Source organism: Schauerella aestuarii, from assembly GCF_009866805.1.
Taxonomy (GTDB): domain Bacteria; phylum Pseudomonadota; class Gammaproteobacteria; order Burkholderiales; family Burkholderiaceae_B; genus Schauerella; species Schauerella aestuarii.
The window spans coordinates 709,136-734,604 of the sequence record NZ_SIZW01000039.1; the positions used below are offsets into that span (position 1 = coordinate 709,136).

The window sequence follows — 25,469 nt, forward strand, 5'->3', positions numbered from 1 at the left end:
GCTCATGTCACTGATCCGCGGGCGTCAGGAAGCAGTACTGTTTTTCTCTGAATTGCATGGCCAGATATTGGCAACCGCTCCAGTTCTCGGCCAGGCAGGCCTGCTCGGGCGCCGCCATTTCGTTCATGGTGCATTTCTCGCCCTGACAAATCTGCGTGTATACCTTCCCCGTTTTCAGGAAGCTTGCGGCAATGACGGTCTTGTCTTTTGGCAGGGTGAGTGCGCCGAACGCGTCGACCATGGCTTGCTGCTGCTGGCGCGTACCCGTCGGGGGCTGTCTGCCGATCGTCATTTCTCCGGCCAGCACCATATTCTTGTTGTATTCGGAATACTGCTCGCTGCCGCAAGACAGTTGTCCCTGTGCCGAAGCCAGTGGCGGCTTGCTTTGCTCACCAAAAAAATGCGATGCAATCCATACACCGGCGATCACGAGCAACAATGTCGCGCCCGAGATAAAAAACTGTCGCTTGTTGTGAATCATGATGATTGATGTGCTTGATGCAATTGAGTGAGTTTTGGTTTGAGAGCGATCAGTTCAGGTTGATCTTCTTTGAAGCAAGCGCGATTTCATTGGTGGCTTGCATCTCGATGCCGTTCTCGAAATTCAGAAAGAGCGTGTCTCCGCTCAAACGAATGAACCCATCGGCAGTCAGGCGCAGCTCCGATTTTCCGACCTGAACATGGAACTCGCCATTCGAGGTCATGGACACCGTGTTTGCCGCGTCCAGCGAGATATGGGAGCCCGACGTCAGCTGGATCGAATGACCGGCGCTTTCGACGATCGTGCCGCCCACGGTCACCGTCTTGCTTATGCCCACGAACTCGGTCTTGACACCAGCAGTGGCCTCGTTGATGGCCTGATCCGCAAAGAGCGAATAAACGCCGCGCCCCAACTGATTGATGCCCGGGATCGGCAACGCCTTGGCCACATTGCCGATGCCCTCCACCAACTTGCGGAACGAATCGGACAGCACGCGTCCCACGCCGCTGGGGCCCACGTGCAGCACCATGTTGCCGTGCACCGACTCACTGTGATTGCCGTCGACCTCGATGGCCTTGTGGTTGCCGATGGCTTGCACCCAGTTGTTGTCGATCCGCTCGGTATGGTTGTGCTTGGTTTTCTCGTTGCGGTCCTTCTGCGCGAGGATGTAGATCTCTTCCTGGCCGGTCTTGTCTTCGAATCTCAGGGCATTGGCCGTGTGATAGTTGCCGCCAGGGCTTGAGCGCGTGTAGATGCCCATCTGGGTTTCGTTTTCAGGCAGCGTCCAGGGCGGCATCTTCGCCGCGTTGTATACCCGTCCGGTGATGATCGGGCAGTCCGGATCGCCATTCAGAAAATCGACGATGACCTCGTCGCCAATACGTGGCACCTGGATCGCGCCGAAATTGCCGCTGGCCCAACTGCTCGAAACACGGATCCAGCAGGAGCTGTTTTCGTCGCGTTTGTCGTAGCGGTCCCAGTGGAAGTGCACCTTGACCTGGCCATACTCGTCGGTCCAGATCTCCTTGCCCTGCGGCCCCACGACCACTGCGGTCTGCGGTCCCTTGGAACGCGGCTTTTCAGTGGTGCGGGGCGGCCGGAACGGCAGCTTCGAATCTTGAACGGTCAGGTTGAATCGGCACCTGTGGCCCTGCGAGGCATCGTCACCCAGCGAGCTGTAGTTGTTTTCCTTCAAGTCGTAGCGCGTGGCCAGCACCAGATACTCGCGATTTTCTTCCGTGCGCGGGCAACCGGTCAGATTGAACAGCGATCCAGTGGCCACGCCCCGCGCCGTGCTGTGCAATGTGCGGGTGTTGCGGACGTGATGCTGTTCCTCCATGCGCTGGCGTGCATAGCGCTCCCCCAGTGGCGTGTCGCCGTAGTTGCCGGGCCAGTCGTAAACCTCGGCCTGGTTGTGTTCATGGGGCAGCTGGATGTGCTGGCGGGCCTTCAGGTCGGCGTTGGGGGTGACGAAGTTGTAGTCGTTGGTGGTGTATCGGCCCGGTCGCAAGCTCTGATACACGGCCATCCGGGTCATGTGTTCCTGCTGCGGCCGCGTCAGCTTGTCTTCGAGGAAGTACCGCACCTGTTCGTACCCAGCCACGGTTTTGTGATTCTGTACTTCGTCGCTCATCACCAGGGTGTGCTTGTCCTGGGCATGCCGGAAGTAGTAGTGGATGCCTTCGGCTTCGAGCAGCCGGCTGACGAACTGAAAATCGCTTTCGTCGTACTGCACGCAGTAGACGCGCGGCTCGTACTTTTCGGCCAGCTCGAACTCGAATGCGTACCCATAAGGCGCCAACACCTGTTTGATGGTGTCCGGCACGCTCTGGTTTTGATAGATGCGGAATTCCCGCTTGTGCGTGGCCAGCCACAGCCACGGCACCGCCACGGCCTCGTACGCGAAATAGCGATCCGTGTCGTCGGCCTGGCCCAGCAGTGCAAAGCTGGCGATCACGCCGCCGAGATATCTGGGCGCGGTCGTAGCCTCGATCGTCAGGACAAGGGGTTGGCCAAGGAGGCTGCCGACGTCGACCTGCATCGAACGATGCAACAGGCGCACCCGGTACTCCGACAAGGTCGACAGGCCGTCCGTGCCTTGCATGGCGTCGAACAGAAATCCGGACGGCTCGGTGCCGACCGACACCCGGATCGACCGGTCCGTATTCAGTATGTGTGTTGAATCTGCAATCGAAGGCATCTCACCCCGCGTGAATGAGCTGTACTCAATATTCTGGTTTGATGCGCGGCCATGAGGCTTATGTGTGCCCATGTGCGTCAGCGCCCCGGCATACTAAAGTAAGCACGGGCAGCCCATTCCCGAAATTTTCAAATGGACATACCTGAATTCTGTCTGTAACCCCGGAGACCAAAGCAGCCCCTAGCACCACATCCGCGGGATAGAAGTCAGACGGGGGCGGCAACATGCTTTGGCGCAAACTTACCGACCTGATTCGCTTAGCGCGCGACGCCAGTAGCGTCGCGCGCAAGTTGCCCTGCCTCAATCAATAATTGATCGACGCCGACAACATGTAGGTACGACCTGCGGCATTGGTCACGAACGAGCCCGACGACAGCCAGTAATTCTTGTCGGTCACGTTTTCGATGTTGGCGCGGAACACCACATCCTTGCCGGCGATCTGCGTGGCGTAACGCGCGCCGATGTCGAAGCGCGTGTAGCCGGGCAGGTCGAGCGTGTTGTCGTTGTTGAGGTACACCGACGACGTGCGGATCGTGCGGCCGTTCAGGCTCAGACCCTGCACCCATGGCGTATCCCAATCCAGACCGGCGCTATACGTGCTGGCCGGCACACCCGACGGACGGTTGCCCTGGTTCACGCCGTTGGGCGTGCTGGTGAGTTCGCTCTTCACGAACGCTGCGCTCGTCATCAGGCGCAGGCCGCGCGTGAGTTCGCCGTAGGCGGTCAGTTCGAGACCGCGATTGCGTTGCTCGCCGAAGTAGCCGTAGATATTGCTGGTGGTGTCGGCCTGACCAGCGGGACGGGCGATCTGGTAGATCGCCGCGGTGGTGGTGACGTTGCCCCAATCGACCTTCACACCGGTTTCGTACTGCTTGGACTTGTAGGGGGCCAGCACGCTGCCGCGGTTTTCATACTGGTCGGCCACGATGGTGCCGCGGGTGAGGCCCTGCGCGAAGTTGGCATACACCGAGACGTTGTCCGCCGGCTTGAGCACGATGCCGCCGATCGGCGAATTGGCGCTGGCGCGGTAGCCGCTGGTGCGCGCGCCCGTGATCGTGTTGAAGCTGTCGACGTCGACCGTCTGGCGGCGCACCCCGGCCGTGATCAGAATCCGGTCCTCGGCGAATGAAAGCGTGTCGGACAGTGCGAAGCTCGTGAGCGTCGTGTCGGATGCTTTCTGCGGCGTGAGACGGGTCGCGGGGCCGGCAGGAATATCCACCGGGTTGTAGATATTGGAGGCGACGATCGCCGAACCGGTGGAGTAGGCGTTGCCATTTTCCTGGTTCAGGTACGTAGCGCCCAGGGCCACGCGATGGCCCACGCTGCCCGTGTTGAACCGTGCGGTGACACCCGCATCGCCGCTCCCCGTCTTGGAGTACGAGTCGTAGTAGGTGGTCATGACGTTGAAGTTGCCATTCTCGTCGACCGATTGACGGGCGCCTGCGGAATTTACCGTGACCGGAAAGATCTGGCGCACTTTACCGTCGCGATAGCCGCCCGCGATGTGCCCGGTGAGATTGTCGGTAAAGTCGTACTCCAGGCGCGACATGATGGTGCTGTCGCGTTGCGTGAGTCGCGTGCCGGGATAGAAATCGATGTCGCCGTCCGGCGCGCTGGGCAGGCTGCGCACATTGGGCTGCCAGCCGATCTGCGAGCGCACGCCCTCGATGGTGTCTTCCTGATGGATGGCGTCGGCCGACCAGCGCAGACGCGCGCCGCGGTAGTCGATGCCCAGCGCGCCCATTTCCAGGCCCTGCTTGCCGTCCTTCAGGGTGGCTTCGCCGCCCCGCTTGACGCCGTTAAAGCGCAGGCCCCAGGCATTGTCTTCGCCGAAACGTCGGCCCAAGTCCAACTGGCCGGTGAGGTTGCTCTTGCTCATGTAGCCCAGCGTGGCGCGTGCCAAGGGCTCGTCGTCGGCGCGCTTGGTGACCACGTTGATCGCGCCGCCGATGCTGCCGTTGGGCGGAATGCCGCGCATGAACGCGCCGGGGCCCTTGAGCACTTCAACGCGCTCGAGAATCTGCACCGGCACGCGGCTCGACGACACCAGGCCGTACAGGCCGTTGACGCTCACGTCGCCGCTGCCGACCGGAAAGCCACGAATCTGGAAGTCTTCGCCGAAGCCGCCGCTCGAGGTAAGCGTACGCACCGAGGCGTCGTTGACGACCACATCGGCCAGCGTGCGGGCCTGTTGGTCGTACAGGAGCTCGGACGTGTAGTTGACGGTGCTGAACGGGGTGCTCATCACGTCTTCGGAACCGAGAATGCCCAGGCTGCCGCCGGTAGCGACTTGGCCGCCCGCGTAGGGCGCGGCGAGATCGCCCAGGATGCCGGCGGTGACCGTCACCGTTTCGAGTTCGGTGGCGCCACCGGTGGCGGTCGCCACACCCGCCGTGCCGGCTTGCGACAGCGTGACGTTGTTGCCGCTACGGGTTTGCTGGATACCGGTGCCTTGCAGCAGTTGGCTCAGTGCCTGTTCGGGCGTGAGCGTGCCGGAGACGGCGCGCGCGTTGCGGCCACGAACCACGTCCTGTGAAAAGAAGATTTGCAGAGACGTTTGCGAGCCCAGTTGCAGGAGGGCGTCGCCCAGGGGCTGCGCTGGAATGCTCACGCTGACAGGCGCTTCCTGAGCGTGGGCGGCGGGCGCCATGGCGGCGAAGGCGAGGGAGAGCGAGAACGCAAGGGCGCTTAGCGTGACGCGCGGGGCAGCTTGCAACGCGGGTCGGGTCGAGGCGGAGTTCAAGATCGGTATCCAGGGATAAGCCCGCTTAGGGGGCGCGAAGGTTGCAATCGAAAGCTGGGGGCGAGGTGCAAAGACCACCCCTCATCTACCTAGTCGCTTGAGAGGCCCTGTTACCGGAATGCGAATTACTATTATTTTGTAATCGATCTGTTACGTTTTGACATTGCCTTGCTGACATTGCCTTGCTGACGTTGCCTCGTTGACATTGCCTCGTTGACATTGCAGTGACGGTGCGGCCGGCATGCTAATACCTGCCCTGTTGCCGGCGACGGCCCGGCATCGAGGCTCACGTCGTTGAATTCGCCATCATCAGCAGGCCGGCAGAACGATGGCTACCGAAAAAACCGCAATCACTATCGGGCCAGCACCCACAGGTTGCCGTTGGGCCGCCGGTTGATGCGCACCGGCGCGATCGCCGGCAGCGCATCGAACATCGCCAGAGGATCGTCCACACTGAAAATGCCGGAGATCCGGTAGTAGCCGAGCTCCGGCGACGCGAGCCGCGCAGATTGCGTCAGATAGCGGTTCATTTCCCGGATCACGGTGGACAACGGCGCATCGTTGAAGACGATCTTGCCGCGCTGCCACGCCGCAAGCTGCTCGACGTTGACTTGCGTCACGCTGCTGAGCGTCTGGTCCGCATAGGCGTCGGCCTGCTGCCCGGCGGTAAGCCGGCGCTCGATCGCGCGCCACCACGGGCCCGTATCCAGCCGGACGGAGCCGGATTCGACGCTCACCTGCAAGGTGTCGCTATCGTGCCGTACATTGAAGCGGGTGCCCGTTACCGTAACCCGGCCGGCCCCGCCTTCAACCACGAAGGGCCTCGCGGCGTCGTGCGCCACCTCGAAAAACGCTTCGCCATGCGTGAGCAGGATTCGGCGTTCTCGCGGGCCGAGTGTGGCGATGAGGCGGGTTTCGCCGTTCAGATGCAGCACGGAGCCGTCGGATAGCGCAACCTCGCGTCGCTCCCCTTTGCGGGTCACGAACGCCACGGGATCTGCCGCGTGCTCGAATACGTGGGACGCGGTGAGCACACCCGCCACGAGGGTGAGCGTACAGGCGGCTGCCATGCCGAGCGCGAAACGCCGCCGGGCCGTGTGCCGGGACGGGGGCGAAGCGGGTGGCTCATGCATCAAGCCGCGCAGGCGTGCTTCGGGCAGCACGCGTGCCGCATGCCACTGCGCGACCAGGACGCGATAGTCGCGCGCATTGGCGGGGTCGGCGGCGCACCACGCGGCGAAGCCTTGCCGATCGGCGTTTGTGACCTCGCCGGAGTGCATGCGTGCGAACCAATGAGCAGCATCCAGGGGCACGTCGAGCGCGCCATCCTCGCCGTCGTCCACGGACGGATGCGCCGAGTCGACGTCAGTGCGGCGCATGGTGTTGCAACCGCTCGTTGATGTGACGTACCGCCCGCGTCATGTATTTCTCCACCATGCTGCGCGAGAGGCACATTTCGTCTGCGATCTCCGTGTGCGTCCAGCCTTCCAGCCGGCACCGGATATACACCTGCCGGCATTTGAGCGGCAGGTCCTCAAGCGCGTTGCCCAGCTCATCCGCCAGTTGCCTGAGCCGCACGTCGTCCTCGGCTTGGGCGCAGGCCCGATGCTCCACACCTTCCAGCGCATCCAGCGACGTCATTTCCAGCGCGTTGACGTGCCGATAGCCGCTCACGAGTCGGTTGGACGTGCCGCGCGACATATACGCGCGCGGATCGTAGATGGCCGCGACGCCGCGCTCCAGCATGCCCAGCACGGTGTCCTGCATGGCGTCTTCGCCGTCTTCACGCCGTCGTCCGCGCCACTTGCCGATCATTTCTGCGTAATGGGCAAGCCAGTCTTTTTTGGCCTGGGCGGGATCGGACATGGGGAGGAGGGTGGAGATAGGATGACAGACAGCTATTGATTCTAATATGCATTCCCATATGGCGCGAAAGGTGTGGTGCGGGAGCCTCATCTGGAACCGGAATTGCTTACGCAGGCCGGGCCGCCTTGTCGATCGTCGCGCCTTCAAGCAGCGCCCGTCGACGGCTTATTACTTCAAGTAATGTTATTAGCTAATAATATGCTTTGATTGGCATTAGGTAAGTTGCTAGAGTCGATTCCACATTCAAATCTACAGTGAGTTTCTTCATGAAATCTCTTCGCGTGTTGCTCGTCGCGGGCCTGCTGCAACTGACCGCCGCCGCTGGCGCTTTCGCTCAATCCAACCTGGCCGATATCAAATCCGCCGGTGTGATCAAGATCGGCACGGAAGGCACGTATGCGCCGTTCAGCTTTCACGACAAATCCAACGCGCTCACCGGCTTCGATGTCGAGATTGGCCGCGCGATCGCCCAGAAGCTTGGTGTGAAAGCCCAGTTCGTGGAGGGCAAGTGGGATGGCCTGATCGCAGGCCTCGACGTGAAGCGCTACGACGCCGTGATCAATCAAGTCGGCATCACCGACGCGCGCAAGGCGAAATACGCTTTCTCGGATCCCTATATTTCGTCGGCGGCCGCGTTGATCGTGCGTGACGACAATACGACCATCAAGTCGTTTGCCGATCTGAAAGGCAAGAAGTCGGCCAATACATTGACCAGCAACTTCGGCAAGCTGGCGCAGAACAACGGCGCGGAGGTTGTGGGCGTGCAGGGTTTCAACGAAGCCATCGAGCTGCTCGTCTCCAAGCGCGTCGAAGCCACGGTGAATGACAATCTCTCATTCCTGGATTTCAAGAAGCAGCGTCCGCAAGCGCCGGTGAAGATTGCTGCCCTGGATAAGAGCGCCGAGTTCAGCAGTTCGGGCGTGCTGTTGCGCCAAGGCGATCCCGCCCTGGTGGCGGCCATTAATAAGGCACTTGCCGATATCAAGGCCGATGGCACGTACAAGAAGATCTCCGAGCAGTTCTTCGGCGTCGATGTGTCGAAGCAATAATCCGGGGTAATGCAAACCGTGCCCGCCTGGCTTCAGCTCGTTCTGGATTCGTTCTGGCCCCTGCTTCATGCGGGGTTGGTGTTCACGATCCCGCTCACCATCATGTCGTTCTCGCTGGGATTGGTGCTGGCCTTCGTGGTCGCGCTGATCCGGCTCTTCGGCCCGAAGCCGCTCGTGGCGCTGGTGCGGTTTTACGTGTGGTTGATTCGCGGCACGCCGCTGCTGGTGCAGTTGTTCGTGATCTTCTACGGACTGCCCAGCGTGGGGATCGTGCTCGACCCGCTACCCGCCGCGCTCATCGGCTTCACGTTGAACGTAGGTGCGTACAACTCCGAGGTGATCCGCGGCGCGATCGAATCGATTTCCAAGGGTCAATGGGAAGCGGCATATTCATTGAGCATGACCCGGTGGCAGGCGGTGCGACGCACGGTGCTTCCCCAAGCCACGCGTGTGGCCGTGCCGCCCTTGGCCAATTCGGTGATCTCGCTGGTGAAGGACACGTCGCTCGCGGCGGTGCTGACCGTGCCGGAAATTTTCCAGGCGGCCCAGCGCATTGCTGCCGTCACGTATGAACCGTTGATCCTGTATCTCGAGGCCGCGTTCATCTATCTGATCATCAGCACCGTGCTCTCGTGGGCGCAGCAGAAGATGGAAAAGCGTTTCAGCCAGCATGCGGTGTTTGGAGAAGGCAGCCGATGATTCGTCTTGAACAGATCGACAAGCACTTCGGCGAACTGCATGTGCTCAATCGTGTGAACGTGGCGCTGGAAGAAGGCAGCGTGACGGCGCTCATCGGCCCGTCGGGCAGCGGCAAGAGCACGCTGCTGCGATGCGTGAATTTGCTGGAGGTACCGGAGTCGGGCACCTTGCAGATCGGTGATGAGACCGTTGTGTTCGACGGCAAGAGGCTGCCAAGCGAAGCAGTGCAGCGCATTCGCCGCCAGACCGGGATGGTGTTTCAGAACTTCCAGCTTTTTCCGCATCAGCGCGTAATCGCCAACGTGATGGAAGGCTTGCTGACGGTGCAGAAGTGGCCGCTCGATCGTGCGCGGGCACGCGCCGAAGAACTGTTGAAAAAGGTGGGCATGCTGGAAAAGGCGGAAGCCTGGCCGGCCATGCTCTCCGGCGGGCAACAGCAGCGCGTGGCCATCGCGCGTGCGTTGGCCCCGTCGCCGCGGGTGTTGCTGTGCGACGAGCCGACGTCGGCGCTGGACCCCGGTCTGGCCGCAGAGGTGGTTGAGGTGTTGCAGCAACTGGCGCGTGAAGGCATGACGATGCTGATGGCCACGCACGACCTGCGTCTGGCGGCATCGGTGGCGCGCAATGTGGTGTTTTTGAGCGAAGGCAACGTGGTGGAGTCGGGGCCGTCTGCTGAGATTTTTCAACGGCCCACCGATCCGCGCACGCAGCGTTTTGTGTCGACGTTGACGCAAGGGGCGCCCACGATCTGACGTCGTTGGCGATCAACCTGGCGTGCAGCCGGGCTTGCGGGGAAGCTGGATTCCCGGTCGTAATTGCAATGCGGCGGAACCCTTTACTGGATTGAATTGCAACGTGCTCGCCCGCCATGCCGGCACGTCGTCGTACGCGACGTCGATCTTGCTGCCCGCCGCATACGCGTTCGGCTCGAATGCGATCCTGGGCAGTAGCAGGCACCTGTCGGCGCCGGTCAGTCGGGCCAGTTCGCGCCCGTCGGTCACGCGTACGGCGCGAAACGCGAGTGCCGTGGCGACGTGTTCGGTTATCGCAGGCACGCGCTGCATATCGCCGTAGGCGTCCTTGATGCGCGTCTCGGGCTGGCGTTCAATCACGGTCGATCCAGGTGGGATGGCGAGGTAGGCGATGTCACCTTCGATGTCGAGCAATCGGCCCTCTCCCAGGCTAACGACGCGTGCATCGGCATGCCGGATCAGCACCGTCTCTTTCCAGGCGGTTTCGATGCGTGTCCATCCCGGCAAGCGCGCATCCATGAATCTCGTTCCGTATAGCGTGTTGCGCGACGGCTGGGGCGACACATCGATGCGTCGCACGCGCAGGGCACCCTCGCGGACCGTGAGGTGCGCCAGTACCGTCTTGGCGCTGCTGCTGGTGAAAAACGCCAATATTCCGGCATCGATCACCTTCACCGGCCCCGAACAATAGAAGGCGCGCGGCGAATTGCCATCCGGTTCGGGATAGAGAAGCGTTGCGACGTCTGTGCCGCACAGTGGACGACCTTGGAACGTGATGAGGGTGCGGGACACATGCTGTGCCTGGCCGGTATTCACATCGCGCTGGCTGCGGGTGTCGGCGTCAACCATCAAACCGCCACTGTTGTATAGCGTCTCGGCGGATACCGGCGCGTTCGCGACAGTGATGAACAGTGCAAGGAGCGACGCAAGGGGGCGTTTTTTCATGTGCGCATTTTGCGTGTGCACTATGGGTAATGCAACAATCGCAAAGATATCTGGCATCTGTCATCCGGCATCCGGCCATCTGTCATCTGCCATCTGGCATCTGCCATCTGGCATCGGCGGGTGAATGATCTCTTTCGATGGCCGCACCAATGCCTGTCATCGCAATTGTGTAAGGTTGGAATCTTTCTCGCCTGACGCGGTCTGACCTTGTATCTCGCGTGGCACACGCATACCGATTCGATGTCCATCGATTTTTTCACGTGTGCCTCATCGTCCATCATGCAAGCGCCTGTGTCGTTATCCCGGCACAGGCGATTCGTTTTTTCAGCAGGAAGTTCAACGTGTTTCATGTCTTCACGGCACTCATCGCCTTCTATGTGATCTGGCGTTTCGTCTGGCCGTTGCGCTGGAGCAAGGCCGCGCGCGTGGCGCTCGCTGTGCTCGTGCTGCTTGCCGCCGAGCATCATCTGATCACGCGCAATTTCTTCGGCACGATGGCTTCGCCCGAGGTGCCGCATCAGGTACTGGTGGTGCTGGGCTGGGCGTTCGGCGCGCTGATCCTGCTCGGCATCCTGCTGTTGATACGGGATATTGTGGGCGGCATAACGTTCGCAATCTCGCGCGACAAGGGCAGGCGCGTCCTCGCCCATGGCGGCGTGAGTGCGGCGCTGGGCGCCATTGCGGTGGTGCTCAGTGGCGTTGGGGTGTGGCAAGCCGTGCGGGTGCCCGATGTCAAAACCATCGAGATCGCCATGCCGGGCCTGCCCGCGGCGTTCGATGGCTATCGCGTCGTGCAACTGACCGACCTGCATGCCAGCCGACTGCTGCAGGGGCCGTGGATGAAAGAAGTGGTCGAGCGCACCAATGCGCTCAAACCGGACCTGACCGTGATTACCGGGGATCTGGTGGACGGCACCGTTGAGGCACGTGCGGCGGATGTGCAGCCGCTTCAGCAGTTGCGCGCCGCCGATGGCGTGCTCGCGATTCCGGGCAATCACGAGTACTACGCCGAGTATGTGCGTTGGGTGCCGGCTTTTCAGCGCCTGGGGCTGCGCATGCTGCTCAACGAGCACGTCACGCTCACTCGTGCCGGACAACATCTTGTGGTGGCAGGCATCACCGATCGTGCTGCGACGATGGTGGGCCAGCCGGAACCCGACCTCACCGCTGCGTTAACGGAAACGTCGAAAGACGACGCCGTGATCCTGTTGAGCCATCGCCCGGTGGGCGCGGTCGCCAATGCGGCGGCCGGCGTCGATCTGCAGTTGTCGGGTCACACCCATGGCGGGCAGATCCTGGGCGTGCATGTGGTCGCGCAAATGGTGAACGAAGGATTCGTCTCCGGGCAGTATCAAGTCAACGACATGGTGCTGTACGTGAGCAACGGCAGCGGGTTATGGCCCGGCTTCCCGATCCGGTTGGGCCGGCCTTCGGAAATTACGGAGATCGTGCTGCGATCGGGGCCGCAGCGCAACTGAGGCTCGAATCACGACATCGCACAGATGTTCGTTGAAAGACAGCCTGCAAACCGCCTGGTTTCACACGCTGCAGCCGGGTGACGATTCGTGCTATGCCGAAATGGTTGTTTCTGCGTCATGGCGCGTCGCCCATTGCACGCCCGCCACCATCGCACGATGCATCCGCGTGCCGGTCAGGCTTGCGCCGCTGCAGTCGGCGTCGCTGAGATCGGCCATCGACATGTCCGCATCGTCCAGAAGGGCGTGATGAAACGATGCCCGTGCGCAGCGTGCGCGATGAAACACGCTCGCTGTGAGCGCCGCATGATCGAAGTTGGCTTCGTCCAGTTTGGCGTCTGACCACACCGCCTGCTGAAACTGAGCGCGGCAAAATTGCGCGCCTGATAGATCTGCGTGCGAAAACTGCGCGTGTGCGCCCGATGCGCCGTCGAAGTGTGCTTGCCGAAGCATGGCGTTCTCGAATGTGCAGGCACCGAGTCGGGCATTCGAGAAATCCGCGTTTTCAAGCAATGAATCGGTAAATCGGCAGTGATGAAAAAACTGCCCGCTCAACCTTTTTGCGGTCAGGTTGCATTGCATGAAGGTAACGTCGTCGAACGCCGCGCCGGTGAGGTCTACGCGACGTAGATCAAGATCGTGAAACACCACGAACGATAAGCGCGTGTCGCGCAACGTCACGCCACCCATCTGGCTGCGCAGCAGGGTCGCGCGTTCCAGGCGTTCGCAGCGCAGGTCGGTACGCTTGAGATCGCAATCCGACCACGTCGTCCAGCTGATGTCGGCGCCCGCGAAGCGGGTATCGGTGAAAGCGCTCTCGACGAATGCGCAGCTTTCGATGTGCGCGGCCGTGGCATTTACGCGCGAAAGATCGCAGCGAAACCACCGCGTTTCAACCAATCGCGCGCGTTCGAGCGCCACATCCGAGAGCTCGCAATGCTGCCACTGGGTATCGTCAAGCATCGCGCCGGTGAGGTCGGCACCTGCGAAATCGACGTTATCGAAGTGCGCGCCAGACAAGTCGGTGTCCGACAGATCCCATCCTCGACAGTCGGCGTTCCGAATGATGCGGCCGTGCGCGATGTGGGCGAAGAAATCGTTGCGATCCATTGGGTGACCCCGTACATGCAAGCAGGCCCCGAGCGGCTGTCGCACGATTGCGGTCCGCCGCGGCCCAGACGCCGCGCGCCTATCGCACACGGTAAGGGGTTAATGTGACCGAGGTGTGTCCAGTTCCATCGCGACCTCCTGGGTGCTGGCGTCGAATTTCACGTGCACGGTTTTTCCGCGGTTGAATTCGTGGATTCGGATCTCCGGTACAGGGACCGTCGAATCCGCGCTGCCGCCCAAAATCAGGCGGCAGACAATTGTTTGCAATTTACAGGTTTGCTGCTTTAGAACGCGGCTTTCAGTCCTTGCGCCACCGTATTCTGCGCATCCTTGGCCGCACTCACCACAGCGGCCATCCCGAAGAACTCATGCGTGACGCCGGGATAGTCGAATTGCTGGGTAGGCACGCCGGCGGACGTGAGTTTGGCGGTGAGCTTGTCGCCATCCGAGCGCAGGGGATCGATGCCCGCCGTGACCACTGTCGTGGCCGGCAAACCTTGAAGATTGGCGGCCACCACGTTGATGCGCGGATCGTCCTTGTCGGCGTCGGTGCGGATCACGTGTTTGACGAACCACTTCATCATGTCTTTGTTGAGCGGCTTGGCGTTCGAGTTCTGGTGATATGAGTCGGAGCTCATATCGTTGCTGGCCACCGGGTAAATCAGCGCCTGATGAACCGGTGCCTGCAGGCCGGTATCGCGAGCATGAATGGCCACGTTGATCGCCAGGTTGCCGCCGGCACTTTCGCCCAACAGCGCGATGCGCGAGGGGTCGCCGCCAATCGACGCTGCATTGGCAAGCAACCATGCGTAGGCGGCGTTGGCATCGTCATGCGCAGCGGGGAACTTGTGTTCCGGCGCACGACGATACTCGGCCGAGACCACGATGGCACCGGTTTGCGCCGCGATCGAGCGCGGCGTGGCATCGTAGACGTCGATGTCGGCGATGACCCATCCGCCACCGTGAAAGTACAGAATGACGGGGAAGGGGCCGGTGCCTTGCGGACGATAAACGCGCGCGGGGTTGCTGCCGCCCGGGCCGGGAATGGTGATGTCTTCGCTCGTTACACCGGGCACGTCAGCCGACAATCCATCAGCTTGCATGATGTCGGCCACCGCGTCGCTGGGCGTGGGTTGCTCGCGCGCTTCCTCGGGCGAGCAATCTTCGATCGGCTTGGGATCGCGCGCCTTGAGCGCCTCGAGCACGCGACCCATGTCGGGATCGGCGTTGCTTGAAGGATCGACGCCCAGGGCGTCCTTGACGGTATTCATCAGGCTCATACGGTTCTCCTTGTTCTGAAAAGGAAACGCGTCACCATGGGCGACGCGCTCGGTTAACCGATGATTCAGCACGCTGCATACCCGTCGGGAGCTGGCGGTGCACCCTTCATACCGTTAGTTGCCAGCGGTAATGTTGCCGGCCTTGACCACTTTGGCCCAGCGATCGAGTTCTTCTTTCGTATATTGGGCCAGCGCAGCGGGACCTTTGAAGTCGGCTTCCGCGCCCTGATCCTGCGCTTTTTGCTGGAACGCGGGCGTTTTCATGATTTTTTCGACTTCGCCGGCGAGCTTGTCGATCACGGGCTTCGGCGTTTTGGCCGGGGCGTAGATGGCGAACCACGACGACACGAGCAGATCGGGGAAGCCGGCTTCGGCGGCCGTGGGCACGTCAGGCAGACTGGGCAAGCGTTTGTCGCCCGTGACGGCCAGCGCGCGCAGCTTGCCCGCCTTGATCTGCGGAATCAGCGGCGGCGGGGTGGTGATGGTCATGTCGACCGCACCGCCCAGCAAATCGTTCAAGGCCGGACCCGTGCCCTTGTACGGAATGTGGGTGATCTTGATGTCGGCCTGCTGGTTGAGCAGTTCGGTGGCCACATGCTGCAGCGAGCCGTTGCCCGAAGAGGCATAGTTCAACTTGCCCGGATTGGCCTTGGCGTAGGCCACCAGTTCTTTCATCGAGTTGATGGGAAGATCGGGGCGCACCACCACCACTTGCGGGGCGGAAAGGATATTGGCGACGGGCGCGAAATCGGCGATCGGATCCCAGCCGGCGTTGGGCTGGATCGTGGGCGTGATGACCTGGAAGCCGGAGTACTGCAGCATCAACGTGTAGCCATCGGGATCGGCGCGTTTGACGGCCTGGGCGGCAATGCCGCCGGCGGCGCCAGGCCGGTTATCCACGACCACGCTTTGCTTGAGCGCTTCGCCCAGAGGCTGTGCAATCAGGCGCGCGGCGATATCCGTCGTGCCGCCGGCTGCGGCCGATACGATCAGGGAGACGGGGCGCTCGGGATATTCCGCTTGGGCGACTGACGAAAGCGATAGCACGGTGGTGCCGGCGAGGGCAGCAACGAGTTTGACGACGCGAGGCGTGAAAGAGGATGTCATGGGGTTGTCTCCGATATTTTTATGTGGGATCGGTAAAGCGGCAATAAAGGATGAAAGGCGAAATCGGTGAGGTTCAAGTCAGCGCACGGCGCAAGGTGGTGCGGTCATGTCCGCACGGGGGAGCGACGAAAGCGCGATCGAAAGAGCGATCAAAAAATCGTTGCCGGCGCATGATCATCGTCAAGCCGGAAACCGCTCGGCCAGCCAAGCCGGTGCGGGATGCGTTTGAAGGCGGGGGCCGGCAGCGAGCAATGGCGTGGTCATGTTGCGCTGTACGAGATCGGGAAGCGTGGCAACAATGTTGAGCAGCGCCGGCAGATCGACGCCGGTGTCCACCCCCATGCACGCAAACATGTGCACGAGTTCCTCGGTATTGACGTTGCCACTTGCGCCGGGCGCGTACGGGCAACCGCCCAGACCGCCGACGGCCGCATCGAAACGCGTAATGCCGGTTTGCCAGCCTGCGACGGCGTTGGCCAGCGCCATGCCGCGCGTGTTGTGCAGGTGCAGGGTAAGGGCGATGTCGGGTCCCAACGTGTGCGCGGCCTGTTCGCACAGCGCAGCGACCTGATTGGGAAACGCCATGCCGGTGGTGTCGCACAGCGTGATGCCGCGTGCGCCGGCATCGACCAATCGTGTGGCCAGCGTCATGACGTCATCCGGTGCGATGTCGCCCTCGAATGGACAGCCAAACACGGTAGACAAGGAGACGTTGCAGGGCACATCGCCGTGCGCGCGGGCGTACTTCAGGATGGCGAGCAGCTCGCCCAACGATTGCTCGCGCGTCATGCGCAGGTTGGCGCGGTTGTGCGTTTCGCTGGCCGACATGACGAGGTTCATCTCGTCCACGCCCACTTCCAATGCGCGCTCAAGACCGCGCACATTGGGAATCAGCGCGGTATAGATCGTGCCGGGCGCGCGCCGAATTCGGCGCAGCACATCCTGCGCATCGGCCAGCGCCGGAATGGCCTTGGGCGACGTCATGCTGCTGACCTCGATGCGTTTGAACCCGCAGGCTGACAGGGCATCGACGAATGCGACCTTGTCGTCCGTTGCCACGAACACAGGTTCGATTTGCAGGCCGTCGCGCGGGCCGACTTCGTTGACTTCGATGAGGGCGGAACCGCGGTTCATGCGATGACTCCTGCCTGGCGCAGCTTGGCGATGGTGGGTTCGTCGATACCTGCGTCGCGCAGGACGGCATCGGTGTGCTCGCCCAGCACGGGCGCACGATGACGGATCGCGCCAGGGTTTTGGGAGAGCAACGGAAAGACGGCAGGCATATCCACTTCGGCGCCGGCGGCCGAGGTAATGTGTGCGATGGCTGCCCGTGATTGAAAGTGCGGGTCTTGAGCGATGTCTGCCACCGAATAGATGCGGCCGGACGGCACGCCCGCTTCGCGCATGGCGGTGAGGATGGTCTCGATATCGCGAGTGGAGGTCCAGGCGGCAATCGCGGCATCGAGCTCGACCACACGGGCCGCGCGGCCATCGTTGCGTGCCAGGCCCGGATCGGCGGCGAGATCGGGACGCCCGATCATCTGCATGAGGCGCGTGAAAATGCCGTCGCCATTGCCGGCGATCAGCACGAAGGTGCCGTCATGGCTGGGGTAGGCGTTGGACGGCGCAATGCCGGGCAAGGCCGCACCTGCCGGTTCGCGCACCGCGCCAAACACCGAGTACTCGGGCAGCAGGCTTTCGGTCAGGTTGAAAATGCTCTCGTACAACGCCGCATCGATGACCTGGCCTTGGCCGCCGCGCGCATCACGTTCGTACAGGGCCAGCAGCACCCCCAGGGCGCCATGCAGGCCGGCGATGGTGTCGCCCAGCGACAACCCGGCGCGCACCGGCGCACGGCCCGGCTCGCCGTTAAGGTAGCGCAAGCCCGCCATGGCTTCGCCGATGGCAGCGAACCCCGGCTCTTGCGACTTGGGACCGGTCTGCCCGTAGCCCGAGATGCGCAACATGATCAGGCGTGGGTTGAGCGCGTGCAACGTTTCCCACGACAGGCCCCACTTTTCCATGGTGCCCGGGCGGAAATTCTCGATCAACACGTCGGCTTGAGCCGCCAGCGAACGCACCACTTCCTGGCCTTCGGCCTGGCGCAGATCCACACACACGGATTGCTTGCTGCGCGACTGCGACTCCCACCAGACCGACGTGCCTTCGTGCAGCATGCGCCACTTGCGCAGCGGATCGCCATTGCCGGGGGGCTCGATCTTGATGATGTCGGCCCCGAAGTCGGCCAGCGTTTTGGCGGCAAAGGGGCCGGCAATGAGTTGGCCCAACTCCAGCACGCGAATGCCGGACAGAATCTGGCGCGCCATGATGTCTCCGAATAGTTGGAATCGTTATGAGGCGAGTGTGCCCGAGCGCAGGTCGGCTTGGAATGGACGATCGGCGAAGGGGGCTTTCGCGGTTCGCGAAAGGCGAGCGCCATTGGTTGATGTGGCTCGGCGCGACGCACTCAGGTCAGCGTCCACCCTCAACGCGTCGTCCCAAGCCTTTAATCAGCCCAGTGTCCGAAGTTTGGCCCGTTGCCGGCACAGCAGCATCTTGTCCGGCAAGCCAGTCCGTTGCATGTCACTCACCCCGTCGCTCTCAAGTGCGCGAGAAGCAATCGGGCCGGCACGGCAAGCGATTCCAGATCGCGTACGCCAAGGAGCAGGCCCCGATGAGCCCATTCGTCGGTCAATGCGATGAGTTTGAGTTGCATCGAACGCGCGTGCGGCTCGGCGGCGATGCGCGGCAGGATGCCGACACCGCGCGTGGCGCCGACCATGCGGCAAATCGCGTCGAAGCTGCGCACCTGGATGCGCAATGTGATCGTGCGCGAGAGCCGGGTGCTTTCAGCCGCCAGGCGCAACGCCAGCGAGGTGGCCGGCGGCAGGCCGACGTGGTCGTAGTCCAGCGTGTCCACAAATGCCACCCGGGGACGGGTGGCCAGCGGGTGCGCCTCGGGTACGACCACCACCAGTTCGTCCTGACGATAAGGAAACGTGACCAAATCGCCCGACGGCATGCGGTCGGCGAAGATGCCGATGTCGGCACGGTTGTCATGCACCGCGGCCACGGCTTCGTCACTGTTCTGTTCTTCGAGGTCGATACGCACGGCCGGGTGTTCAGCCATGAAGCGCGCCAGATCGTCAGGCAAGAACTGTGTAATCGAAGACGTATTCGCCGCGATGCGCACCTGCCCGCGCACGCCGTCGGCGTAGTCAGACAAGGTGCCGGCCAGTTGCTCGACCTCCTTCAACACGCGTTGCGCATGATCGAGGCAGGCCAGGCCGGCATCGGTGGGGTGCACGCCCCCAGCGCTGCGATAGAGCAATGTGGTGCCAAGTGCCGCTTCGAGATCGGAAATGCGCTTGCTGGCCGCGCCTACTGCCAGATGCATGTGACGCGCGCCCGCCGAGATGCTGCCCAGCCGGGCGACGGCCACGTACAGAGACAGGGTGACGAGATCGAGGCGGGCGAGGTTCATGAGGCGGCTCGGGAGACGCGGCGCTGTCGCGTGCGTTTACAAGTGGATCACAATGGTAGCGCGGCGCGCTTCTACAATAGGGGCGGAAGCGCTCATGCAGGGTGCCAGGAGAAGTAACGATGCAAGTCCGCGCCTTATCGCGAGTGTTGGGAGTTGCCGTGTTCGCGGCGGCGATGGCGGGTTGCGCCACGCAAACGGGCCGGGCGGAAGCGGAGGGGCCTGCGGCCGCCAATGCCGCTACCACGTCGGATTCGCTGGCACAGACCAGTTGGGAACTCACCAGCTGGAAAAATCCGGATGGCAGCATTCGGGCGTTGACCACGCCTGCGGGCGGCGAGCCGATTCATATCGATTTTCTGGTGCGTCAGCGCGATTACCGCGTGGCGGGTTTTTCGGGCTGCAACCGCTACATGGGCGGCTACAAGCTTGAAAAGGGCCGCATGACGATCACCGCACCCACCAGCACCCGCATGGCGTGCGCCGACGCGGCCCGCAACGCGCTCGAAGTGTCGTACATGCAGGCGCTGCGCAAGGTATCGAAGTTTGCCCTCGACAATGCCGGTGCCCCGCGTCAGATGACGTTTACGATTTCGGACGGTGACGTGCTTACGTTCACCCGCCGCGCCGATCCCTCCAGCCGAGATTGACCATGACGCGCACCCGCACATTGCGAACCCTTGTTCTGGCGACGCTGTGTGCGTCGCTCGCCGCCTGCGCGTCGTCCTACAACGGTCGCAATGATGTGGTGCCGGCGGCGCGATTCCAGCCGGCCGAGGCGTCGGACTATCTGGCGCAAACGTCCTGGGAACTCGTGCGCTGGACGAGCGTGGGCGGTGCATCGCGCGCGATCCCCACGCCAGTGGCCGCACGGCCGGTATCGGCGACGGTGCCGCCCCCAGCGACGCGCAAGACCAATGCAGCCAATGTCGCCAAAACCGGCAAGGCTGCAAGCCGTCCGACTGCATCCGCGGCCAAACCGGTCGCGCCGGACCTGGGTAGCCGGCCCCTGACCATCGCATTCACGCACACGCAGGGACAACGCCGTATCAACGGCTTTGCGGGCTGCAATAGTTATTCTGCAGACTACACGGTGGCCAATGGGTTGCTGATTCTGACCGCCCAGCCCGCCGCCACCCTGATGGCGTGCGCGTCGCCGGCGACCTCGGCCCTGGAGCGCGATTATCTGGCCGGTCTCACGCGCATCGTGGCCTCGTCGGTCGATAACTACAGCAGTCCTACCCGACTGACGCTGACACTCGATAACGGTGACATCCTCGACTTCGCCCGCCGCCAGGATCCGGCTGTGGGCGGCCAGCCGGGCGCGACCAAACTGGTGTACGTGAATGCGCAACGCGCACCGTGCTCAACGGGCGTGATGCAAACCACCTGCTATCAGGTGCGCGATAACGAAAGCCAGCCCTGGCAACTTTGGTATGGCGAGATTGCCGGCTTCGAATACCGGCCGGGCGTGATCTACCGCATCAGCGTGACCGAAACCACGGATGCCAATCCGCCGCAGGATGCGATTGCCACGCGCTGGGTACTGGACCGGATCGTCGAGCGGCAGGTGGTGGGGTATTGAGGTTTGCCGGGCAGGCGGCATCGTGACTTAAAATGATGCGCTTCGCCGCCTTTGCAAGGCGGCCTTTCGTATGCGTGCCGCTCATGTCCGACCCTATCGTCAATATCGCCGCCTATAAGTTCGTCAGCCTCAACGATCTGCCTGTTTGGCGCGCGCAACTCGTGGACGAAACTGCCGCCTGTTCGTTGAAAGGCACGATATTGCTGGCGCCCGAGGGCATCAATCTGTTCCTGGCGGGAACGCAACGCGGTATCGACACCTTCATGAGGGGGCTGCGCGCGCGCCCTGAATTCGCCGATATCGAGCCCAAGTACAGCACGTCGGACAGCACACCATTTCGAAAAATGCGGGTGCGGCTCAAGCGCGAGATCATCCGCATGGACCATCCGGCGATCAAGCCGGAGTCGGGCCGCGCGCCCAGCGTGGATGCCAAAACGCTTTCGCGATGGTTGGCCGAGGGCCGCGACGATACAGGGCGTCCGATCGTCATGCTCGATACGCGCAATGCCTTCGAAGTGGATGCCGGCACCTTCGAGAACGCCATCGACTGGCGCATCGATCGCTTTACGCAGTTTCCGGAAGCGCTGCGCGCGCACCGTGACGAGCTGGCCGGCAAGACGGTAGTGAGCTTCTGTACCGGCGGCATTCGCTGCGAGAAAGCGGCATTGCTGATGGCCGAGGTAGGGATCGACAACGTTTATCAACTCGAGGGCGGCATCCTCAAATACTTCGAGGAAACCGACGGCGCCGGATACCGCGGCAATTGCTTCGTGTTCGACGACCGCGAAACGCTGGATCCGGGTTTGGCGCCTGCGCGGCTGGCGCCGTAAACCTTATCCCACGCGCATCCCCGGCTTGGCGCCCGTGAACGGTTCCAGCACATAGATGCCGGGGTCGGCCTTGCCATCGGCGTGGCTGGCGGCGAGCACCATCCCTTCCGAGACGCCGAACTTCATGGTGCGCGGCGCCAGATTGGCAACCATCACCGTGAGCTTGCCGATCAGGTCCTGCGGTTCGTACATCGATTTGATGCCCGAGAACACGTTGCGATGGCGGCCTTCGCCCACGTCCAGCGTTAGCTGCAGCAACTTCTTGGAGCCTTCAACGGCGACGCAATCGACGATTTTGGCGATGCGCAGGTCGATTTTGGCGAAATCATCGATCGTGATGATGGGGGCGATGGCTTCGCCGCCGGGCAAGACGCCGTCTGCGGTAACCGTGCCATCTCCAGGCGTGGCTGCGGGGCTGGACGTCGCAGCTTGCGCCGGTTTGGCCGCCTTTGCCGCCACCGCGGCGGCTGTGGCGCCTGCCACCACGGCACCGGCCGGGGGCTCGAACAGATCGTCGAGCATCTTGGGGTCGACGCGTTGCATCAAATGCTTGAACGGGGCGATTGCCTGCGGCAGTTGCCCTGAATCCGCCCAGACGAAGGGTTGCTCAGCGCCGAACAGTTCCTGCGCGACGCGGTCGGTGAGCGCGGGCAGCACCGGCGTGAGCATGACCGAAACGGCCTTGAAGCCAGCCAGTGCGCGCGAGCAGATATCTTGCAACTTCGCGCGGGTGGCGTCGTCGGCACCCTCGATGCCCTTGGCGAGCAGCCACGGCTGGGCGGCGTCGAACGCCTGATTGATGCGGTCGGCGTAGGCCATGATGTCGCGAATCACGCGGCCGAATTCGCGCGCTTCGAAACCGGCGCGAATGCTGTCGGCCAACGCCGTCTGCTCTTGCACCATTGCATCGGTATCGCCCACGAAGGCCAGCTTGCCGTCAAAGTGCTTGGTGACGAAGTTGGCGGCGCGGCTGGCGATGTTGACGTACTTGCCGACCAGATCGCTATTGACGCGAGCGATGAAGTCGTCGGGATTGAAGTCGAGATCCTCGACGCGTGCGTTGAGCTTGGCGGCGATGTAGTAGCGCATCCATTCCGGATTCATGCCCAGGTCGAGATAGCGCAGGGGCGAGATGCCGGTGCCGCGGCTCTTGGACATCTTTTCGCCGCTGACGGTAATGAAACCGTGCACATTCAGCGCGTCCGGCGTCTTGCGGCCGGCGAATTTGAGCATCGCGGGCCAGAACAGGGCGTGGAAGTAAATGATGTCCTTGCCGATGAAATGCACCTGTTCGGTGGCGCCGGCCGGGTCGAGCAGGGCATCGAAATCGAGCCCCTTCAATTGGCAGTAGGCCTTGAGCGAGGCGAGGTAGCCCACCGGGGCGTCCAGCCACACGTAGAAATACTTGCCCGGCGCATCGGGGATCTCGATGCCAAAGTAGGGCGCATCGCGAGAAATATCCCAATCGCCCAACTTCGCTTCGCCATCCTCGCCACCCAGCCACTCGCGCGTTTTGGCGAGCACTTCGGATTGCAGACGCTTGGCGCCCACGGCATTACTGCCCGTGGTCCAGTCCTGCAGGAAGGCTACGCAGCGCGGATCCGAGAGCTTGAAAAAGAAATGCTCCGACTGCTTGAGCACCGGCGTGGCATTCGTGAGCGTGGAGTAGGGATTGATGAGATCGGTGGGCGCATAGACGGCGCCACAGACTTCACACGAGTCGCCGTACTGATCCTTGGCGTGGCACTTCGGGCACTCGCCCTTGATGTACCGGTCGGCCAGGAACATGCCTTTGACCGGATCGTAGAATTGTTCGATGGTGCGGGTGTCGATCAGGCCGGCCTCGCGCAGGGCGCGATAGATGTCCTGCGACAACGCGACGTTTTCGGCCGAATCGGTGCTGTGCCAGTGGTCGAAACGGATATTGAAGCCGTTCAGGTACTTGGGACGTTCGTCGGCATAGCGGGCCACCAGCGCCTGCGGCGTGATGTTTTCGCTTTCGGCCTTGAGCATGATCGGTGCGCCGTGCGCGTCGTCGGCACCGACGAAGTGCACGGTGTGCCCTGCCATTCGCATTGACCTCACCCAGATATCGGCCTGGATATATTCCATGATGTGGCCGATGTGGAAGGAGCCGTTGGCGTACGGCAGTGCGGTCGTAACGAAAAGGGTGCGAGACATGTGGCGGATCAACGAGTAAGACGTCAACCCGCTATTTTAGGGCACGAAATGCAAGCCGCGCGAGAGGCGTGCGACTTGCATCCAAAATGCACCCCGGATGCCGTTCAAATCGGACGACTTCCCCAATGCTGCCGCATGAAGAAAAACGGGCGCGCTGCATAGAAGCGCGCCCCGCCACCCGGTTTACTGCACCTCGCGTACCTCGACATCGATGATGTCTTTGCGGGGCGTTTTGGGCGTGGATTGGCGGGCGAACGGGCCCTTGGCGGCAAAACCGCCGGCCGCATCGCCGAATCCGGGCTTTTTCGGGCCGCCGCGACGTTGATCCCAATAGGCGCGTACGCCAAAGGGCTTGCCGCGGACGCGGGCCACGATATAAAGGACGCCCACCGCAATCGCGGTGGAGATCATGAAGACCAGCGCCATGCCCATGCCGATCACGGCAAGCATGGCGAACAAGACGCCCTGTACTAAGCGAGAAATCGTATCAGTCATGAGAGTATGAGCCTCGATGGCGGGATTGGTTCCCACGATCCGCTATCCTTAGGGGATTGCCATCGCTGCGAATATGAAGTTGTCTACGGAACCATAGTGACATGAGTTTGACGATCGAACAAATACGGGATGCGTTACGCACTGTGACCGATCCCGAAACCGGAGACGGCTGGGCGTTTTCCATTGATGCGCGCGACGTGCAACAAACCGGCGATACACTGAAAATCGGCGTGGCGCTTGGCTATCCGGTCGGTGAAGCGACCCGCGTGGCGTTGTCCAACGCCGCCAATGCAGCCCTGGCCCAGGCCGGTGCACCGGGCGCACACGTGTCGATCCGTTGGAAAGTTGCGACGCACGCGGTGCAGCGCGGGTTAAAGCCGCTGCCCAATATCCGTAACATCGTGGCGGTCGCGTCGGGCAAGGGTGGCGTGGGCAAGAGCACGACGGCGGCCAATCTGGCGCTGGCGCTGGCGGCCGATGGCGCGTCGGTGGGTATTCTGGATGCCGATATCTACGGCCCCAGTCAGCCGACGATCCTGGGCATCGACGGTCGGCCTGAGAGTACCGACAACAAGACCATGGAACCTCTGATGGGACATGGGTTGCAGGCCAACTCGATCGGCTTTTTGATCGATCCCGAGTCGCCCGCCATCTGGCGCGGCCCGATGGTGACGCAGGCGCTGGAGCAACTGCTGCGGCAAACCAACTGGCGCGATCTGGACTATCTGATCGTCGATATGCCGCCCGGCACCGGCGACATCGCCTTGACCCTGGCACAAAAAGTGCCTGTGGTGGGCGCGGTCATTGTCAGTACGCCGCAAGATCTCGCTTTGCTTGACGCGCGTAAAGGGCTGAAGATGTTCGAGAAGGTCGAAGTGCCCATTTTGGGTGTGGTCGAAAACATGTCGATGCACATCTGCTCGAACTGCGGCCACGCCGAAGCCATTTTTGGCGAAGGCGGCGGCGAGCGCATGGCTGCGCAATACGACACGCCCTGGCTGGGCGGCCTGCCGCTCACGATGTCGATTCGTGAGCAGGCCGATGCGGGCAACCCCACCGTCGTGGCCGCGCCCGATAGCGAGGCCGCTGCGGCCTATCGGCGGATCGCCCGCCGTGTGGCCATCGGTGTGGCGGCGTTGCCGCGTGACCGCGCCGGTATGTTTCCGCCGGTCGTGGCCGCGTCTTAATCG

General features: G+C 62.4%; 22 protein-coding genes. 8 read left to right on the forward strand and 14 right to left on the reverse strand.

What is annotated here, in order from left to right; translation table 11 throughout:
• Positions 1-7: 7 nt before the first annotated feature.
• From EYW45_RS06180 to EYW45_RS06200, 5 genes are all read right to left on the reverse strand, one after another.
• Complete coding sequence (locus EYW45_RS06180; RefSeq protein WP_161134460.1) at positions 8-481, reverse strand: hypothetical protein; 474 nt, start codon at positions 479-481, stop codon at positions 8-10.
• Between the two features lie 49 nt (positions 482-530).
• Entirely contained in the window at positions 531-2,681 is a 2,151-nt protein-coding gene (locus EYW45_RS06185; RefSeq protein WP_161134461.1) for a type VI secretion system Vgr family protein, read from the reverse strand.
• Positions 2,682-2,985: 304 nt separating this feature from the next.
• Positions 2,986-5,424 carry a TonB-dependent receptor gene (locus EYW45_RS06190; protein WP_235938877.1) on the reverse strand — a complete coding sequence of 813 codons (2,439 nt, stop codon included), beginning with the start codon at positions 5,422-5,424 and terminating at the stop codon, positions 2,986-2,988.
• A gap of 353 nt (positions 5,425-5,777) precedes the next feature.
• The gene (locus EYW45_RS06195) at positions 5,778-6,803 is read right to left on the reverse strand and encodes a FecR family protein (protein WP_161134462.1); all 1,026 of its coding nucleotides are present in this window, start codon (positions 6,801-6,803) and stop codon (positions 5,778-5,780) included.
• Entirely contained in the window at positions 6,790-7,290 is a 501-nt protein-coding gene (locus tag EYW45_RS06200; protein WP_161134463.1) for an RNA polymerase sigma factor, read from the reverse strand. Before EYW45_RS06200 ends, EYW45_RS06195 begins: the two co-directional genes overlap by 14 nt.
• 266 nt (positions 7,291-7,556) lie before the next feature.
• Between EYW45_RS06200 and EYW45_RS06205 the strand changes: the two genes are divergently transcribed.
• Genes EYW45_RS06205 through EYW45_RS06215 form a run of 3 tightly spaced genes read left to right on the forward strand, consistent with a single transcriptional unit; the run spans position 7,557 to position 9,790 of the window.
• Positions 7,557-8,339, forward strand: coding sequence for an amino acid ABC transporter substrate-binding protein (locus tag EYW45_RS06205; RefSeq protein ID WP_161134464.1), 783 nt, complete (start codon positions 7,557-7,559; stop codon positions 8,337-8,339).
• 18 nt (positions 8,340-8,357) lie between these two features.
• Positions 8,358-9,038, forward strand: a complete 681-nt coding sequence (locus EYW45_RS06210; protein ID WP_161134633.1) for an amino acid ABC transporter permease — start codon at positions 8,358-8,360, stop codon at positions 9,036-9,038.
• The gene (locus tag EYW45_RS06215) at positions 9,035-9,790 is read left to right on the forward strand and encodes an amino acid ABC transporter ATP-binding protein (RefSeq protein WP_161134465.1); all 756 of its coding nucleotides are present in this window, start codon (positions 9,035-9,037) and stop codon (positions 9,788-9,790) included. The genes EYW45_RS06210 and EYW45_RS06215 overlap by 4 nt, the downstream gene beginning before the upstream one ends.
• A 12-nt stretch (positions 9,791-9,802) precedes the next feature.
• On the opposite strand, the gene EYW45_RS06220 is transcribed toward EYW45_RS06215, so the two are convergent.
• Complete coding sequence (locus tag EYW45_RS06220; RefSeq protein ID WP_161134466.1) at positions 9,803-10,735, reverse strand: hypothetical protein; 933 nt, start codon at positions 10,733-10,735, stop codon at positions 9,803-9,805.
• A 341-nt stretch (positions 10,736-11,076) separates the two neighbouring features.
• Here EYW45_RS06220 and EYW45_RS06225 point away from each other — a divergent pair, with 341 nt between their 5' ends.
• Positions 11,077-12,213: a metallophosphoesterase gene (locus EYW45_RS06225; protein WP_161134467.1), complete on the forward strand. Its 1,137-nt coding sequence runs from the start codon at positions 11,077-11,079 to the stop codon at positions 12,211-12,213.
• A gap of 90 nt (positions 12,214-12,303) precedes the next feature.
• On the opposite strand, the gene EYW45_RS06230 is transcribed toward EYW45_RS06225, so the two are convergent.
• The 6 genes from EYW45_RS06230 to EYW45_RS06255 form a co-directional block, all read right to left on the reverse strand.
• Positions 12,304-13,320, reverse strand: coding sequence for a pentapeptide repeat-containing protein (locus EYW45_RS06230; RefSeq protein WP_161134468.1), 1,017 nt, complete (start codon positions 13,318-13,320; stop codon positions 12,304-12,306).
• Positions 13,321-13,604: 284 nt separating this feature from the next.
• Positions 13,605-14,600: an alpha/beta hydrolase gene (locus EYW45_RS06235; protein ID WP_161134469.1), complete on the reverse strand. Its 996-nt coding sequence runs from the start codon at positions 14,598-14,600 to the stop codon at positions 13,605-13,607.
• A 114-nt stretch (positions 14,601-14,714) separates the two neighbouring features.
• Positions 14,715-15,707, reverse strand: a complete 993-nt coding sequence (locus EYW45_RS06240; protein WP_161134470.1) for a Bug family tripartite tricarboxylate transporter substrate binding protein — start codon at positions 15,705-15,707, stop codon at positions 14,715-14,717.
• A gap of 180 nt (positions 15,708-15,887) precedes the next feature.
• Positions 15,888-16,841 (reverse strand): hydroxymethylglutaryl-CoA lyase, encoded by a 954-nt coding sequence (locus EYW45_RS06245; RefSeq protein WP_161134471.1) that lies wholly within the window; start codon positions 16,839-16,841, stop codon positions 15,888-15,890.
• The gene (locus tag EYW45_RS06250; protein WP_161134472.1) at positions 16,838-18,034 is read right to left on the reverse strand and encodes a CaiB/BaiF CoA transferase family protein; all 1,197 of its coding nucleotides are present in this window, start codon (positions 18,032-18,034) and stop codon (positions 16,838-16,840) included. Before EYW45_RS06250 ends, EYW45_RS06245 begins: the two co-directional genes overlap by 4 nt.
• A gap of 260 nt (positions 18,035-18,294) precedes the next feature.
• Positions 18,295-19,191, reverse strand: a complete 897-nt coding sequence (locus EYW45_RS06255; protein ID WP_161134473.1) for a LysR family transcriptional regulator — start codon at positions 19,189-19,191, stop codon at positions 18,295-18,297.
• Positions 19,192-19,310: 119 nt separating this feature from the next.
• On the opposite strand from EYW45_RS06255, the gene EYW45_RS06260 reads away from it, so the two are divergent.
• From EYW45_RS06260 to EYW45_RS06270, 3 genes are all read left to right on the forward strand, one after another.
• Positions 19,311-19,838: an META domain-containing protein gene (locus tag EYW45_RS06260; protein WP_161134474.1), complete on the forward strand. Its 528-nt coding sequence runs from the start codon at positions 19,311-19,313 to the stop codon at positions 19,836-19,838.
• Positions 19,839-19,840: 2 nt separating this feature from the next.
• Entirely contained in the window at positions 19,841-20,773 is a 933-nt protein-coding gene (locus EYW45_RS06265; RefSeq protein WP_235938879.1) for a DUF4377 domain-containing protein, read from the forward strand.
• A gap of 83 nt (positions 20,774-20,856) precedes the next feature.
• Positions 20,857-21,603, forward strand: a complete 747-nt coding sequence (locus EYW45_RS06270; protein ID WP_161134475.1) for a sulfurtransferase — start codon at positions 20,857-20,859, stop codon at positions 21,601-21,603.
• A gap of 3 nt (positions 21,604-21,606) precedes the next feature.
• On the opposite strand, the gene metG is transcribed toward EYW45_RS06270, so the two are convergent.
• Entirely contained in the window at positions 21,607-23,784 is a 2,178-nt protein-coding gene (gene metG, locus EYW45_RS06275; protein WP_161134476.1) for a methionine--tRNA ligase, read from the reverse strand.
• Between the two features lie 183 nt (positions 23,785-23,967).
• The gene (locus tag EYW45_RS06280; RefSeq protein WP_161134477.1) at positions 23,968-24,279 is read right to left on the reverse strand and encodes a hypothetical protein; all 312 of its coding nucleotides are present in this window, start codon (positions 24,277-24,279) and stop codon (positions 23,968-23,970) included.
• Between the two features lie 101 nt (positions 24,280-24,380).
• On the opposite strand from EYW45_RS06280, the gene apbC reads away from it, so the two are divergent.
• Positions 24,381-25,466, forward strand: coding sequence for an iron-sulfur cluster carrier protein ApbC (gene apbC, locus EYW45_RS06285; protein ID WP_161134478.1), 1,086 nt, complete (start codon positions 24,381-24,383; stop codon positions 25,464-25,466).
• The last annotated feature ends 3 nt before the right edge of the window (positions 25,467-25,469 follow it).